Below are 15,455 nucleotides of genomic sequence, written 5' to 3' on the forward strand. Positions count from 1 at the left end.
CTACAGCCTGAGACGTGTACTAATGTACACGTCTTTTTTTGAATCAAAAAAATCCTCCAAGATTATTCTTGGAGGATAATTTATTTATTCATCATCGTTGTCATCATCTTCGTCGTCTTCTTTATCGTCTTTTCCTTTTTTAAGTGCCTCTTTAATTCTTTTAGGCGCAGAGCCAATACGGTAATAATTGTCGTTTGTTCCTCTTACTGTGCCGCGTAAATCGCTAGCTGATAATTGGTAATCGAAGTCTGCACCGTTACGGTTTAAAACACTTTGATCATTTAAGCCAGATTTCGTAGAAAACTGTGTATGATCAGCAACGAGCCCTGTGACTTGTTTATCCTCACCGCAGTTTCCTTTTTGCATAAGCATTCCACAAAACGTGTCTTCATAAACAGAACTTGGTCGACTGAATTTTTTCCCAGCACCCATTTTTTCACTGTCTACATTTTGTAGAGCACTTGATAACATTTGCCAATTATAAACTGGTAGGTGTCCATCATCTGCTGTACTGTAAACTTGTGGGATATTACTGTCGTAACCCATCCATATACCGAGTGTAACTTCTGGATTGTAAGCAATCATCCACGTATCGATAAATTGCTCAGATGTTCCTGTTTTTGTTGCCCAGTCATATGTTGATGATATCTGATTATAATAACTACTAATATGATATGCAGAACCTGTTCTAAATACTTCTTTTAACATGTCTGTGACTAAATATGCAGTAGATTCTTTCCATACGTCGTGACTGACTGTTTCGTGTTCGTAAATCACTTTTCCTGTTGGATCTGTAATTTTTTCAATCATATAACTATCCGTCATCACTCCGTTATTACCAAAACTAGAAAATGCATTTACTCCATCTTCTACAGTCATGTTGTTCACTCCAAGAGGTAGTGAAGGGATACCGATGTTATTGTAATCAAATAGTGAGTCTGGCATATTTAATCCCATGTTTTCAAGATATTCTCTCGGGTTATATTTACGAACTTCCGCCCATAGACGTAATGTTGATAAGTTGTACGAGTTCGCAAGTGCATTTTTCACTGATAGTAAACCAAAGTCTTTTTGGTCATAGTTTTGTGGTGAATAACTTGTGCCTGCTTCAGGATTATAAATCGAGAACGATTTATCAAGAATAACCGTGTCTGGTGCGATAAGTCCCTTATCGACACCTGGACCGTAAACCGCGAGTGGTTTCATCGTAGACCCGGACATGCGTGATGTTTGTGTCGCGTGGTTGTTTTCAGATGATTTAAAATCACGTCCACCGATAAAACCTAAAATTGCACCGGTTTTGTTATTTTTAAGCATCGCACCGACTTCGTGTTTTAACATCTTTTCTTTATCGTTGTTACTAATATCGATAGCATCTAACGAACTACGGTCACCGTAATAGTAGAATTGATTGTTTTTAACATCTTGCATCGTGTCGTATATTTTTTTGTCGATTGTTGTTTCTATGTGATATCCGTTATTTCTTAACGCATCGTTAGCTTTTTGTGTGTACTCTTGATTTAAGAGTGGTGTGATATTTAAATCTTCTTTAGAAATACCATCCGCTTCTGCGAGGATATATTTTAATACACCGACTGCACGACGTTCAATTTCTTCAGTTAAGAATGGATATTTTTGGTTTGGAATTTCAACTGAACTTGTCATATTTTCATATAAGTCGTATTCAATTGCTTCGTTATATTCTTCTTCAGTTATTTTTCCTTCAGTAAACATACGATTTAAAACATGTTCTTGACGATTTTTACCAAGTTCACGTTCATCTTCTGGCTTTAACGAACCGTCCACATTAAACGGTGTATATGCATAAGGGTTTTGTGGTAAACCAGCAATAAAAGCAGCTTCAGCTAAGTTTAAATCTTCAGGATGTTTACCAAAAATCCCCTCTGCTGCACTTTTTAAACCAGCGATGTTTTGACCATTTGCGTTACGGCCAAATGAAACGGCATTTAAATATGAAGTTAAGATTTCATCTTTTGTAAGTAAATCTTCAACTTTAAATGCGAGAAGTAGCTCAGATGCTTTACGTTTAAACGTCGGATCATTAGTCAGTAACTGGTTTTTAACAAGTTGCTGAGTGAGTGTACTACCACCTGTACCTTCACCACTCGAAATAACTTCTTGTAAAGAAGCACGAATGAATGCTTTCGGTACGACACCGTTATGCTCATAAAAGTTCTCATCTTCTGTTACGATTAACGCATCGATGACATTTTCAGGAATATCTTCAAATTTAATCGACTCTCTAATTAAATCGGACTTTAACGTACCGAGGTTTTCACCAGATGCAAATGATACATTTGTACTTTCAGTAACGTCTTTTAGTTTAACTTCGATTTCTTCGTTCGTATAATCATCACCGTTATTTACAAGAGCTGCAAAATATCCAAGCCCTACACTAAATAACAAGATTCCTAGTAGTGATAATGAGAGTATCGTAAATAGTAAAACATTCCACACTGTATCGTATGTCGTATTAAACAAGAAACTAAGCGGATGTTTAGTTTCTTTAAAACGACGTGATATATTTTTAATACGTGATTTAAATGAATCACCTTGTATTTTATTGTGTGTTTTATCTTGACGTGTAAATAATTGCTTAAAGCGATTAACAAAATTATTCTTTTTCATTACGACCTCCTGTTGACAGAATTATATCATAATTTGACATATACTTAACAAGGATTGTATTATTTAATCATTGATATTATAATATTTAGTAACAAAACTTTATATATTGAAATGTAAGAGAAGTAATTTTAAGAGAGCTGTTCAGAGAATGTGTGGGTGGTGAGAACACATCAGTGACTTAAAACGAATACACTTACGTAAATATTTCAAAGCGAGAGCTTCATCTATTAGAGTAAAATTTATGGTGGTACCGTGTTCAGCACCCATACAGTGATGTATGGGTGTTTTTTTATATACAAAGGAGAGAATATAATGAGTGAATTAATTCAAGATTTAAAATGGCGTGGGTTATTATACCAAGTGACAAATGAAGAAAACATTGAAAAGTTAGTAGAAAACGAAACAGTTTCATTATACTGTGGAACGGATCCAACAGCAGATAGTTTACACATTGGGCATTTAGTACCATTTTTAGTATTAAAAAGATTTCAGCAATATGGACATCGCCCAGTCGTACTCGTCGGTGGAGGAACAGGTCGCGTTGGAGACCCATCTTTTAAAGCATCAGAACGTGATTTAATTTCTGAAGATGATTTAAACAAAAACATCGCAGGTATTGAAGCGCAACTGTGTCGTATTTTTAATTTTGATAGTGGTAAAGAAACAGATGCAATTTTAGTAAACAACTACGACTGGTTAAAGGATATTAGTTTAATTTCTTTCTTAAGAGATTACGGTAAGCACGTTGGTGTCAACTACTTACTCGCTAAAGATGCGATTCAGTCACGTTTAGAAACGGGAATTTCTTTTACGGAGTTTACGTACAACATAATTCAAGCAATCGACTTTTTACATTTAAGACAAACGTATAACGTTAAAATCCAAGTCGGTGGCTCTGACCAGTGGGGGAATATCGTTTCAGGTATTGACTTAATGCGTCGTATTGAAGGCATTACGGATGCTGAAGGTTTAACGATCCCGTTAGTGACAAAATCTGATGGTTCTAAGTTTGGTAAATCTGAAGGTGGAAACATCTGGCTAGATGCTGAAAAAACGTCACCTTATGAATTTTATCAGTTCTGGTTTAACCAAAATGATGAAGATGTCATTCATTTCTTAAAAGTATTTACATTCTTATCAAAAGAAGAAATCGAAGCGCTTGAAGAGAGTGTTAAAACTGAACCTCATTTACGTAAAGCACAGCGTGCACTCGCTGAAGAGATGATCAAAATTATTCACGATGAAGCAGCATTAGAAGAAGCGTTACGTATCACTGAAGCGTTATTTAGTGGAAACATTAAAGAGTTATCTGGTAAAGAACTAAAAGACGCGATGAAAAACGCACCGCAAGCGACAGTAGAAAACACGGAACATCCACTTGTGAATTTACTCGTCGACGCTAAAATTTCACCGAGCCGTCGCCAGGCACGTGAGGATATTAAAAACGGTGCAATTTATATAAATGGTGAGCGTGAACAAGACGTGGATTACACAGTGACTTCTAAAGACTTTTTAGAAGGGGATTTAATCGTATTTAGACGCGGTAAGAAAAAGTATACAGTCGTATACTTTGAGTAATATGAAACATAATCATCGAAAAGAAGACATATATTTTGATCATGAGTTAAACGCATGGATTATAAACGATGCAGTAATTGCCAAAGATATTTTAAAAAATCCGTCATTTACTGCGTTTAGAAAAAGTAAGCAAATAGAATCGATTCATACATCACAATATAATAAAGATGTTATGAAAGAATTTTATAATCACTGGCTGATGTATCAAAAAGAAGGTATCGATCACACAAATATGAAGCGTTCGGTACAACGTGCGTTAAATCAGTCGATCGCTCGACTATCAAAATCAAGTGTCGACGCGAGTCATTTATCTTTAACAAAAGAACAGATTAATGTAGTTAATGATATATCCGTTCCATTTTTATATAGTTATTTACCAAGGTTTTACGGCATATCAAAAATGGATTATAAAAATCTACTCGATATAGGCGTTCCGTTAATCGATTATATTATGTTGGATAATCAAGATGGGGACGAGATTGTAAAATCGATTCATAAAACACGTAACTACTTAATCGATCTTATAAATAAAAAGAAACTCGATCCAAATGGTTTTGTATCGAAATTGCTTGAAGAAGCGGGACAAACAATGGAAGTCATAGATATATTATTAAATATGATTATCGACGGACACCGACCGTTTTTAAGTAGTGTGAATGCACTTATATATCGTACGTTAAATAATAAAGACATGACCTTTAAAGTAAAAGACGTATTAAGAGAATATCCACCGTTTCCGTACATTCGTAGAGTGTGTGTAAACGATACGAAGTATCACGATGTCATAATAAAAGAAGACCAGCACGTATTACTGATGATTCAAAACATAAATACAGATATGAATCGTTATGGTCTGACATTTGGTCACGGGATTCATTATTGTCTTGGTGTAGTAATTGTGACGCTCGGTTTAGAAAGACTTTATAAACAGTTAGACGTTTTGAAGGACTATACAATTAAAGAATATAAATGGTCGAGAACGTTTAGTTTTAATGAACTTACAATTTTAGATATAGAAAAGAGACTTCCATAGTTTGGAAGTCTCTTTATGTTTAGAATAAAAGTAATGCAACTGCGATGATGATTGGAAGTGAAATTGCAGTACGCATTAAGAAAATGACAAACATTTTTCCAACGCCAAGTGGAATTTTAGATCCTAAAATAACTCCACCAACTTCTGATAAGTATAGAAGCTGCGTAATACTTAACGCACCGACAATAAATCTTGCCATTTCTGAAACTTCACTACCGATTACTAATGTTGGTAAAAACATATCTGTAAATCCGATAAATAGCGTTTCAGATACAGCTTTTGCATCTGGAATACCAATCGTTTCTAAAATCGGTACGAACGGTGCACCGATAATACTAAATATAGGTGTAAATTCCGCAAGTACTGTACCGAGTGTACCGACCGCCATTACAACAGGTAATACAGCGATCCACATATCGAGAACTGTTTTATAGCCATCTTTTACGACGCCTAATGCTCCATCTGCACCTTCTGCTTTTTCTAATGCTTGTTTATACCCCCAAGAAAAACTCGTTTCACCTTCAGGTATATGTTCACTATACTCATTGTTTTCTACATAATAAGTATCATCAATTTTAGATAGAGGCGGGATACGTGGTAATACAACCGCACATACGATTCCTGAGAATATTACAGTCGCATAAAACGGAACGAAATAGTTCAGCATGTTTAGATAATCTAATATAACGATCGTAAACGTAATCGATACGACAGAGAACATCGTCGCAATGACTGTTGCTTCACGTTTCGTATAAAATCCTGCTTCATATTGTTTACTCGTTAATAAAACCCCGATTGTACCGTCTCCAACCCAAGATGCTAGGTTATCAACTGTAGAGCGTCCAGGTAAAGTGAATACAGGGCGCATAAACTTTCTAAATAATGTTCCGACAAACTCTAGTAAACCGTAGTTTAAAAGTAACGGAAGTAAAAATCCAGCGATTAAAAATACCGCAAATAATGTCGGTAATAAGTCATAAAATACAGTTCCACCTGTATCTTCAGACGTGATTTGAATCGGTCCAATGTTGAAAAGTACGAATACACCAAATACAGCACCTAATACACGGACGATGATCCATCCTATTGATTGCTTAAACAATTGGTTTAACAATGCATTGTCAGATTTAACGACGTATGTAAATAATAAAGAAAGTAGGGCGGATATTACCATAATCGATGCGACGATATAACTGATCGCATTCTCACCGAATAATCCGATGAATTCTAAAATTTTGTTTGCAATATATGCAACGGGTACGGTAATTTCCCCAGCCTCATTTTTAATTGGAAAGATGAATATAAAAATACCAATTAAAGATGGGAGAATGAATTTTAAATTGTTCTTAACTGAATACATATAAAACACCTCTTCACTCTAATAATTATACACAATATTAACTAAAAATAAAGTTCATATCATATATTTTTATTTTTAAATCGCTTACATTATTATATACGATTCTTTGCTTATATAGAATAGTAATTCGTGTTATATTGATATAAGATTTTTAGAAATGGTGATTTAATGAATAGATTACTCATCACTATATTTATGTTTACGATATTTTTACTCGGAATAATGGAACTCATTATTTCAGGACTTACTGAAATGATTAGTACCGAGCTACATATAAGTTATGGTTTAACTGGACAGTTGATTACAGTGTATGCTGTATCTTTTGCGATTTTTGGACCCGTATTAATACAACTGACAGACAAATTCAGTCAGAAGAAGACGCTTATTTATGCATTTTTAATATTCCTATTCGGAAATGTGATATTTATGCTCAGTCATTCGTTTACGATGCTCGCAATCGGACGTGTAGTGACGGCGATGGGGGCATCGGTTTTAATCGTTAAGATCTTAGACTTAACGTCATTATTATCTGAAGCACATAAAAGAGGAAAGACGATCGCATTTGTATATATGGGGTTTAGCGCAGCAAATGTATTTGGAATTCCAATAAGTACTTTAATAGGAAATATATTTGGTTGGCGAGAAGTGTTTTTCATCATCATTGTACTCACGATTATTACAGCAATTCTCGTATTAACGAAAACACCGAATATTACGTATACGACTACGACAGAAGATAAAAACATCATCACGCATAAAAAAAACGTCGTACTATACATTACGATTACGCTACTTATACTCACTGCGAACTTTATTATTATTGGATATATTTCTCCTCTATTAACGAGTAACGGATTCACGCTGAATCAAGTATCACTGGCCTTATTTATAGCAGGGTTAGGCGGTATGTCTGGGACATATCTCGGAGGAATGTTAGTCGATAAATTTCCAATTAAATATGCGATGATGGCGATGATCGTATTATTTTTAATGATGACAATTGCGATTCCATTTACTTTTAGTATCCCTGTTCTATTTTATATCGTGTTTTACTTATTTAACGTGTTTGAATGGAGTACATCTCCAATGATTCAATCCGGACTAGTAAGTAGTGTAAAAGGAAGTGCAGCGAAAGTCTTTAGCTGGAATATGTCGAGTTTAAACTTAGGGATAGGACTTGGTGCGGTTATTGGTGGGATATTTATTGACCGAATCGCTCCGTTACATTTACCATATATAAGTGCAATATTTTTAGTTGTCGGCGTATTCATTGCATCACAGCTGACACTAGTTGAAAGAAGTGAATAATTTGAAACGTATATTTGTACTCATCTTATTGTCGTTATTACTGACTTTCGTAATTAATGCGACAGACATATATAATATAGAATTTACAATTACAAACCTCATTTATATATTTATATTTTTAGTAATTCTAATGGTAATCTATAAAATTATATTTAGATTTATAAAAATCTTTGCAGTGCTCTTTATATTGATCATCTGCGGATTCATTTTGTATTACATTTACGTATATATTACAGGTCAACCAATCGAATCACTCGAATTTTTAAACAACTATTTATTTAATAACTGAAGGTGAATCATATGGAAATAGTTAAAGTAACAGAGCATCATATCGATGACGTCTTAAAACTTCAGCAAGAAGTGTACGATAATTTAGAAGATAAAGAAATGCTTGAAACGATACCACGAGATTTAATGTTAGAAATTCTAAGCAATGATTACAGCGTTGGAGTATTTATAAATGATGAACTAAAAGCACTCCGTGCATTTTATATACCTAAAGTAGGTGAAGCGGATCATTTAGCTGACGACGCTGGTGTTAGTCAAGAAGATACGATATATTCAGAAATAACATTTATCGATGAATCACTAAGAGGATATAATTTACAGCTAAAAATGGGACGCGTATTGTTAGAGAAGTTAAGAGAAGATAAACGGTTTAAATATTTAATCGGTACAGTGATGCCAAAGAACTTAGCGAGTTTAAAAAACACGTTAAATTTAGGGTTAAAAATCGTGAATACGAAAATCAAATATGGTAATAAACGAAGACATATCCTTTTTCTAGATTTAGAAAAGGAACTAACATATCATGGTGAACCAATTAAAATAAAATACGACGATATCGATTGGATGTTACAATATGGTAAAGATTATATCGGTGTAAAATTTGAAGACGAATATATTACGTATTACAAAAAATGAGAGTCACGTTGAGTGACTCTCATTTTACATTATAACATCGACTGGCTTTGGCCAGAAAAGATACAGTGCACATATGAATAGTACTAATCCTATAAACAAAATGACGAATCCGAGTTTGTTTTTTCGTAACATTGCTAAGCCATACACGATTAAAAATATACCAAATAGGAAAGCAAAAACCATAGGTAGAAACATAATCTACACCTCATTTTCTATATATATCACTCTGTCGTGACGAAGAGCGACTTCTTCATCGTGTGTAACTGTGATCAGTGTCGTGTTATACTGCTTATTTAAATCAAATAATACATCTAATATAATATTTTTATTTTTTTCATCTAAAAATGCAGTCGGTTCATCGGATAAAATAATATCAGGCTTCATAATAATTCCACGTAAAAATGCGACACGTGCTTTTTGTCCACCTGAACACTCAGAAGGTAGGTGATCGAGTACACTCGTAATACCAATTTCATCAGAAATCTTGTCGAAATATTGTTCCGCTTTAACACGTCTCTCTTTAGACGCATATAGTAGGGGGAGTTTAATATTTTTTTCAACTTTTAACGATTCGATTAACGATGACTCTTGGAGTACAAAGCCGATATTTTCATTTCTCAACGCTGCTTTTTTAGATTCTGAAAAACTATCGACTGTTTCATTGAACAGTTTTAAAGAACCTTCATACTCGTTATCTACTAGCCCTAAAATATTTAAGAGGGAAGTTTTACCGACACCAGATTTACCCATAATTGCGACCTTTTCGCCTTCATTCACTGTAAGAGAAAAGTCATTTAGTATAGATGTCTTTTTGTTTTTAAACATCTTTCTTTTTAAACTTAAATCAATCACTTGACTCATTCGAACACCCCCAAAGTAAATGGAATTTTTTTGAATTTATAAACCATAATTTCTGTTAACACAAATGATATAAGTAAGTTCGATATAAATATCCCACCAATGATTAACCAACTCTCAGGCAAGATACCAAAATATCCAAAAACCATACTGCTATCTATTTTCATGACATATGACTCATAGCTTACTAGCTTTAATGCGACAATTAATGCGATAGTATTCAGACTAAGTAACACAATAAAGAACGTATTTAAAATGATTCTCAGTTCTTTATAACTTAGTCCAACGATAAAGTTAACAGCGAATATCTTTTTCAGTAAGCGACTTGCGATAGATGCGTTCCAGTATATTAATACTGTGAGTAATATGAATAATATTGCAAATATGACTAATTGTATTGTGAATCCGATTTTTAAATATTGATTAACTTCATCAATGTTTTCTTCAGGTGTATAAAAATAAAAGGGGACTCCAAATCTATTTTTCATTTTTTCTTGAACAGCTTTTATATCTTCTTCAGAATCCGTAAAGATAAGTAAATCATGAATACCGTTCATCGTTATGTCTCTAGTTGCACTCGTCAACATCTCATCATTTATTGGTATAATAATAGAATAGTTAAGATATTGGCGAGTAATTGGTAAATACATGTTGGAAACTCTACTGTCGCGCTCTAAAAATCCAGTCACAATATACTTTACAGGGTCTACAGTAAATGTATATGGTATTTCAATGACATCCCCAATATTATACGTTTTAGATAAACCTTCTCCAATTAATATAGGGATAGGATCTACTTTTGGATTAAAGTCAAAATATAAATCGTCACCTTTTTGTATTTTAAATTGATAAGCGTTATAGTAATTTTCATCGTAATACATCACATGAACATTATGAAGATTATGATCATTCTTGATACCTAGGACAGAGGAGCCTTCATGTTTAACTCCGAATTTATAATTTTCTATAAGATATTTATAAAAATCTTGCGCGCTTTCTTCAGGAATAGGAGCTATATTATGGACATTTTCACCTTTCACATTACTTATGTATACATCGTTGTTAGAGAGGCGATTTAAAACTTCTGAACCGCGTTCCGCATGCATCAAAGTACTAATACTAAAATATGTAAACGAATTCAAAAGAAGGAACAACATAAATATTACCGAAAATAGTAAGGGACGCTTGATAAATATTTCATCCACAAAGAAAATAAACCTTTTCAATTAAACTTCACCCCTAGTAAAGAGATTAATATGTATATACTAAATAGTAAGAATAAATATAACGATTCTGAGATGTTGATACCAATCACTAAGCTGATTGTAAAAGATATTAGTGTACTTGCCACTAACAATATTGAATGACAGTATAAAAATCTTTTCCTTATATTTTGCATCGTGTCACCGACTATAAATCTTGAGACTATTTCCACTTTCTTTTTTACAAAAAATTGATAATGTAATAGCACTATCACGAAAGAAAAAATTATTGATATTGGTATTCTTAATATTATAAATAGATCAGCGAAACCACGAAATATTTCATTTTCATCAATTAATATATAATCAATTTTTAAAAGAGAAATATTTATGATGTAACATATTAGATACATTATAAAAAAATAAATCATTTCATTTTTACGAAATAGGCTCAAATTCATTTGATAAATTCCTCCTTTCTAATTAATATATACAATATAACTTATATATATTAATTAGATTATAATTAGTTTCCTTTAGAAAAGCTAATAAAATATAAATAAATTATAAAAAAACACTCTCATAGCATTTTGAGAGTGTTAAAAAAGTTTAAACTTTGAATTTTCTTCTTTATTGTAATGTAGTTTTACTACGAATGGATACGACAAACTTGGTGATCCAATAAATGTGTATTGTTGTTCGAGTTTAATGTTTCTTTTTCCTACTGGGTCATAAATTACGACGGAATTATTGTCCTTTTCAATCGTAATATATTGTCCTCTTGGTTTTTTCACAATGTTCGTCACTTTGTAGTTAGAGAACTTCAAAGGCGTATTTGCACGATATTCTCCTTTTTTAAACTTCGGGATATCCGCTTCATAATAGTCATCTTGTAAATTATATGCATGTACTACGTCTTGTATTTGTTGACTCATCACGTTATCTGGAATTTCTTTTGGATTATAATATAACCGCTCTTGTTGATATAACCCGATAACGATTGTTGTAATTACTAAACTAACTACTGTAAATCCTGCCCACATCGCAGTACGCTCATGGAGTGACTTTTTTACAGTTATCGTAAAAAAGTACAGTGTGATTAAAGCAAATATAATCGATAATATTAAGTACGTGTTCATAACATCACCTAAAAAGAGTATTAGTTAAATTTTAGTTGAAGTATTTAGAAACCGCAACGTTAATTAATGATTGGTTCAATAATAATTTCAACATTACCTCGTATTGCTTTAGACACCATACAATTTCGATCTGCGATTTCAATTAAACGATCGATTCGTTTATGAAGTTTATCAGTTTCATTCACTGAAATAGTCGGGCGATGCGTAATTTTTTCCATTTTAAATTGTCCATCATCACTTAAAGAAGCGGTACCGATAGATGTTAGTTCAATCGTAACGTCAGTAAATCTCGCACGCTCTAACGCTGCAGACAGACTAATAATATAGCAACTTGAAGCGGCCGCAACTAACAACTCATCTGGATTTGAAGCATTACCAGGCCCACCAAGTGAACTTGGTATTGAAATATTTCCATTTAAATGATCCGCTTTAAATTCTCCTGTAGAATTTCTTCTATTATTCCAAAGTGTTTGAACTGTAAAATCATGCATAATCATAGAATCACCTTTAAATTTATTTTATTATATTAGTGAAAGGAAGTTTTTATATGAAAGTAACGTTTAGAATATTATACTCAATTTTATTAATGGGTGCAGGAGTATTACACTTTATTAATTTAGAAGGATTTAGAAGAATCGTCCCATCAGTATTACCTTGTAAGACGTTTATCGTAAAATTTACTGGTGTATTAGAAATACTATTTTCGGTTTTATTATGGGTGAAAAGTAAAAATAACATATACGGAAAGCTTATCGCATTATTTATGATTGCAGTATTTCCAGCAAATGTTTATATGGCTTTAAAGAAAATTCCATTTAAACCAGGTACTGAAGCAAATCCATACGTACTATACGGACGCCTTCCACTTCAAATTCCACTAATCATCGGAGCATTAAAATTAGGTAGAAGATAAGAATAAGACCACTAAGATAGTATTGACTATCTTAGTGGCTTTTATACTATATCTTCTTTACAAATTCTGATTTTAACTTCATCTGACCAAAGCCCGGAATCTTACATTCAATATCATGTCCGTCTTCAGGTTCTATTAGTCTAATACTTTTAACATTTGTTCCTTTTTTAATCGAATCAGAAGAACCTTTAACTTTTAGGTCCTTAATAACTGTGATCGAATCACCATCGTTTAAAATCGTTCCATGAGCATCACGAACGAGTTGAGATTCCTCAAGCTCAAGTTGAGAATCCTTCGTCCATTCATGACCACACATTGGACAAATATACAATTGACCATCCTCATATGTATACTCCTGATTACAACTTGGACAAGCAGGTAATGTTGTACTCATTAAAAAGCCTCCTAAATAATATTTTCTCTAAATATAATATCTATTCCTTTTTATTATACTTAATATTTATTTATTTTACATAGTTGTGACGAGTAGGATGACAAGAAATGCACATTGATCTCATTAGATAGAGATATAGTTTAGAACCTAAAATTTTATTTTACATGTATGATTATTTCACCGAGATAATCTCCTGAAACATCGTCAGAAGCAATTAAAGTAACTGGTGTCTCTGTGTCTCTTAAGTCATACGCAATTATGTTTTTTAAAGAACCATCTTTTTTAATAATGTCTAACTGAGTTTCTAGTGCCCAGTCATATTTATTCATATATGGAGTAGGGCCGACATCTAAGCGCTTTAATGCATTTTCCTCTTCTTGAAAAGCATCAAAAGCGATCATATATCCATATAGAGGATTAATATCTTCATTTGTTTTATTTTTTACTTCGTATGTAATAACAAGTTGAGCATTTTCTTGATATTCATATGTGCCCATTGGAATTACTTCGGATTCAAGAATTGTTACATTAACATCTCTTAAATATGCAGTCTTATTCTCCAAATATTGTTTTCCATCTGTGACTTCCTCTCTGGCAACAGAAGATCTCATTTCACTAACATCGGAATTCTGAGAATGTTCTACTGGTTCATTTGAACAACCCGTAAGTAAAAATAGAACAGGCAACGCAATTGTAAAATATACTTTCTTCATAGTTTCTCCTAATAAAGTTGTAAAAAAGCCTCCAAAAACAGACGTTTTGGAGGCTGGTAATTATTATCTTGAATAGTACTCAACGATTAATTGTTCGTTAATTTCAGCTGATAATTCGCTACGTTCTGGTTGACGTACGAATGTACCTTCTAATTTGTCAGCATCGAAGTTTAGATATTCAGGAACAAAGTTGTTGAATTCGATAGCTTCTTCGATGATGTTTAATTTTTGTGATTTTTCACGTACAGCAACTGTTTCACCTGGTGAAAGCTGGTAAGACGGGATGTCTAATACTTTACCGTTAACAGTGATGTGTCCGTGGTTTACTAATTGACGTGCTTGACGTTGTGTTTTAGCTAAACCTAAACGTAATACTACGTTGTCTAAACGTGAAGCAAGTAAGATCATGAAGTTTTCACCGTGAATTCCAGGCATTTTACCTGCACGATCGAATAATGTACGGAATTGACGTTCGTTAATTCCATGCATGTAACGAAGCTTTTGCTTCTCTTTTAATTGTAAACCGTATTCTGAGAGTTTAACTCTTTGGTTTGGTCCATGTTGACCTGGAGCGTATGGACGCTTTTCTAATTCTTTACCTGTGCCTGATAATGAAATACCTAGGCGACGTGACTTTTTCCAAGTCGATCCTGTATAACGAGCCATTAGTGACTCCTCCTTAATGATATATTTATGCAAATAACATCATAAGGGGTAGTTACTTCTATGGGTATGTGATTCAAAGTGTCTTCGCCTCATAGCATTGGTTACACAACACATCGCAACCGCTAATCACATAAGGTCATAGAATAAATACCTGCTACTTATATTGTTCATTTACACAATTTATTATATTACTTGAATCTCTACGTTTTGTCAACAGTTTATCGATTATAAATACTTTTTAATTATCTCTACGACTTCGATTAAACCAACGCGGTCTTCTTCATCGAATCGTTCATAAATCGGTGCATCGATATCTAACACTCCGATTCCTTTATCGTCTTTATAGATCGGTAATACGATTTCTGATTTACTACGAGCGTCACACGCGATATGGCCTGGGAATTCTTCGACGTTATCAACGATAAATACGTCGTTACCTCTATAAGCAGTTCCACAAACACCTTTACCAACTTCAATAGTCGTACATGCAGGTTTTCCTTGGAACGGACCAAGGACGAGTTTTTCTAATTCTTCATCGTATAAATAAAACCCGACCCAGTTAATATCTTTTAGAAAGTGGTTAAGTAGTGCAGAAGCATTTGCCAAATTAGCAGTTATGTTTAAGTTTTCCTCAAGTAATGCATCGAGTGCTCCGTGTAGTTCTGAATAGTTTTTAAGCTGAATATCATCAAACATTGTATATCCTCCTAAAGTAACT

General features: G+C 33.4%; 17 protein-coding genes. 6 read left to right on the forward strand and 11 right to left on the reverse strand.

What is annotated here, in order from left to right; translation table 11 throughout:
* Window positions 1-84 precede the first annotated feature (84 nt).
* Window positions 85-2,649: a transglycosylase domain-containing protein gene (locus tag HMPREF3029_RS02995; RefSeq protein ID WP_070709671.1), complete on the reverse strand. Its 2,565-nt coding sequence runs from the start codon at window positions 2,647-2,649 to the stop codon at window positions 85-87.
* A 309-nt stretch (window positions 2,650-2,958) separates the two neighbouring features.
* On the opposite strand from HMPREF3029_RS02995, the gene tyrS reads away from it, so the two are divergent.
* Window positions 2,959-4,227, forward strand: a complete 1,269-nt coding sequence (tyrS, locus tag HMPREF3029_RS03000; RefSeq protein WP_068130932.1) for a tyrosine--tRNA ligase — start codon at window positions 2,959-2,961, stop codon at window positions 4,225-4,227.
* 1 nt (window position 4,228) lies between these two features.
* Entirely contained in the window at window positions 4,229-5,260 is a 1,032-nt protein-coding gene (locus HMPREF3029_RS03005) for a cytochrome P450 (protein WP_070709673.1), read from the forward strand.
* A gap of 19 nt (window positions 5,261-5,279) precedes the next feature.
* On the opposite strand, the gene HMPREF3029_RS03010 is transcribed toward HMPREF3029_RS03005, so the two are convergent.
* A complete protein-coding gene (locus HMPREF3029_RS03010) occupies window positions 5,280-6,620 on the reverse strand; it encodes a YjiH family protein (protein ID WP_070456844.1) in 1,341 nt (446 codons plus the stop codon).
* 168 nt (window positions 6,621-6,788) lie between these two features.
* Here HMPREF3029_RS03010 and HMPREF3029_RS03015 point away from each other — a divergent pair, with 168 nt between their 5' ends.
* The 3 genes from HMPREF3029_RS03015 to HMPREF3029_RS03025 are packed head-to-tail and all read left to right on the forward strand — an operon-like array spanning window position 6,789 to window position 8,852.
* On the forward strand, window positions 6,789-7,928 hold the full coding sequence (locus tag HMPREF3029_RS03015; RefSeq protein WP_070709676.1) for an MFS transporter: 1,140 nt from the start codon (window positions 6,789-6,791) through the stop codon (window positions 7,926-7,928).
* Window position 7,929: 1 nt separating this feature from the next.
* The gene (locus tag HMPREF3029_RS09550) at window positions 7,930-8,217 is read left to right on the forward strand and encodes a hypothetical protein (protein WP_070709679.1); all 288 of its coding nucleotides are present in this window, start codon (window positions 7,930-7,932) and stop codon (window positions 8,215-8,217) included.
* A gap of 11 nt (window positions 8,218-8,228) precedes the next feature.
* A complete protein-coding gene (locus HMPREF3029_RS03025) occupies window positions 8,229-8,852 on the forward strand; it encodes a hypothetical protein (protein ID WP_070622809.1) in 624 nt (207 codons plus the stop codon).
* A 24-nt stretch (window positions 8,853-8,876) separates the two neighbouring features.
* Here HMPREF3029_RS03025 and HMPREF3029_RS09355 read toward each other — a convergent pair whose 3' ends face one another.
* The 5 genes from HMPREF3029_RS09355 to HMPREF3029_RS03050 all read right to left on the reverse strand — a co-directional run bounded on the left by HMPREF3029_RS09355 (window position 8,877) and on the right by HMPREF3029_RS03050 (window position 12,548).
* Window positions 8,877-9,047 carry a hypothetical protein gene (locus HMPREF3029_RS09355; protein ID WP_168161300.1) on the reverse strand — a complete coding sequence of 57 codons (171 nt, stop codon included), beginning with the start codon at window positions 9,045-9,047 and terminating at the stop codon, window positions 8,877-8,879.
* Window positions 9,048-9,050: 3 nt separating this feature from the next.
* Window positions 9,051-9,713, reverse strand: a complete 663-nt coding sequence (locus HMPREF3029_RS03030) for an ABC transporter ATP-binding protein (protein ID WP_070456837.1) — start codon at window positions 9,711-9,713, stop codon at window positions 9,051-9,053.
* Window positions 9,710-10,816, reverse strand: coding sequence for an ABC transporter permease (locus HMPREF3029_RS03035; protein ID WP_210400776.1), 1,107 nt, complete (start codon window positions 10,814-10,816; stop codon window positions 9,710-9,712). Before HMPREF3029_RS03035 ends, HMPREF3029_RS03030 begins: the two co-directional genes overlap by 4 nt.
* 695 nt (window positions 10,817-11,511) lie before the next feature.
* A complete protein-coding gene (locus tag HMPREF3029_RS03045) occupies window positions 11,512-12,051 on the reverse strand; it encodes a hypothetical protein (protein ID WP_070709688.1) in 540 nt (179 codons plus the stop codon).
* 59 nt (window positions 12,052-12,110) lie between these two features.
* Window positions 12,111-12,548 carry an SACOL1771 family peroxiredoxin gene (locus tag HMPREF3029_RS03050; protein ID WP_070709691.1) on the reverse strand — a complete coding sequence of 146 codons (438 nt, stop codon included), beginning with the start codon at window positions 12,546-12,548 and terminating at the stop codon, window positions 12,111-12,113.
* A 50-nt stretch (window positions 12,549-12,598) separates the two neighbouring features.
* On the opposite strand from HMPREF3029_RS03050, the gene HMPREF3029_RS03055 reads away from it, so the two are divergent.
* A complete protein-coding gene (locus HMPREF3029_RS03055) occupies window positions 12,599-12,964 on the forward strand; it encodes a DoxX family protein (protein ID WP_070456823.1) in 366 nt (121 codons plus the stop codon).
* Window positions 12,965-13,010: 46 nt separating this feature from the next.
* Here the strand turns inward: HMPREF3029_RS03055 and HMPREF3029_RS03060 are convergent, their stop codons facing one another.
* The 4 genes from HMPREF3029_RS03060 to HMPREF3029_RS03075 form a co-directional block, all read right to left on the reverse strand.
* The gene (locus HMPREF3029_RS03060) at window positions 13,011-13,358 is read right to left on the reverse strand and encodes a zinc ribbon domain-containing protein YjdM (protein WP_068128943.1); all 348 of its coding nucleotides are present in this window, start codon (window positions 13,356-13,358) and stop codon (window positions 13,011-13,013) included.
* Between the two features lie 155 nt (window positions 13,359-13,513).
* Complete coding sequence (locus HMPREF3029_RS03065) at window positions 13,514-14,071, reverse strand: DUF5067 domain-containing protein (RefSeq protein WP_070709694.1); 558 nt, start codon at window positions 14,069-14,071, stop codon at window positions 13,514-13,516.
* A gap of 63 nt (window positions 14,072-14,134) precedes the next feature.
* Window positions 14,135-14,737, reverse strand: coding sequence for a 30S ribosomal protein S4 (rpsD, locus tag HMPREF3029_RS03070; RefSeq protein ID WP_068129271.1), 603 nt, complete (start codon window positions 14,735-14,737; stop codon window positions 14,135-14,137).
* Window positions 14,738-14,962: 225 nt separating this feature from the next.
* A complete protein-coding gene (locus HMPREF3029_RS03075; RefSeq protein ID WP_070622800.1) occupies window positions 14,963-15,433 on the reverse strand; it encodes a GAF domain-containing protein in 471 nt (156 codons plus the stop codon).
* Window positions 15,434-15,455 lie beyond the last annotated feature (22 nt).

Origin of the sequence: Nosocomiicoccus sp. HMSC059G07 (assembly GCF_001815515.1) — a bacterium.
Lineage (GTDB): Bacteria > Bacillota > Bacilli > Staphylococcales > Salinicoccaceae > Nosocomiicoccus > Nosocomiicoccus ampullae_A.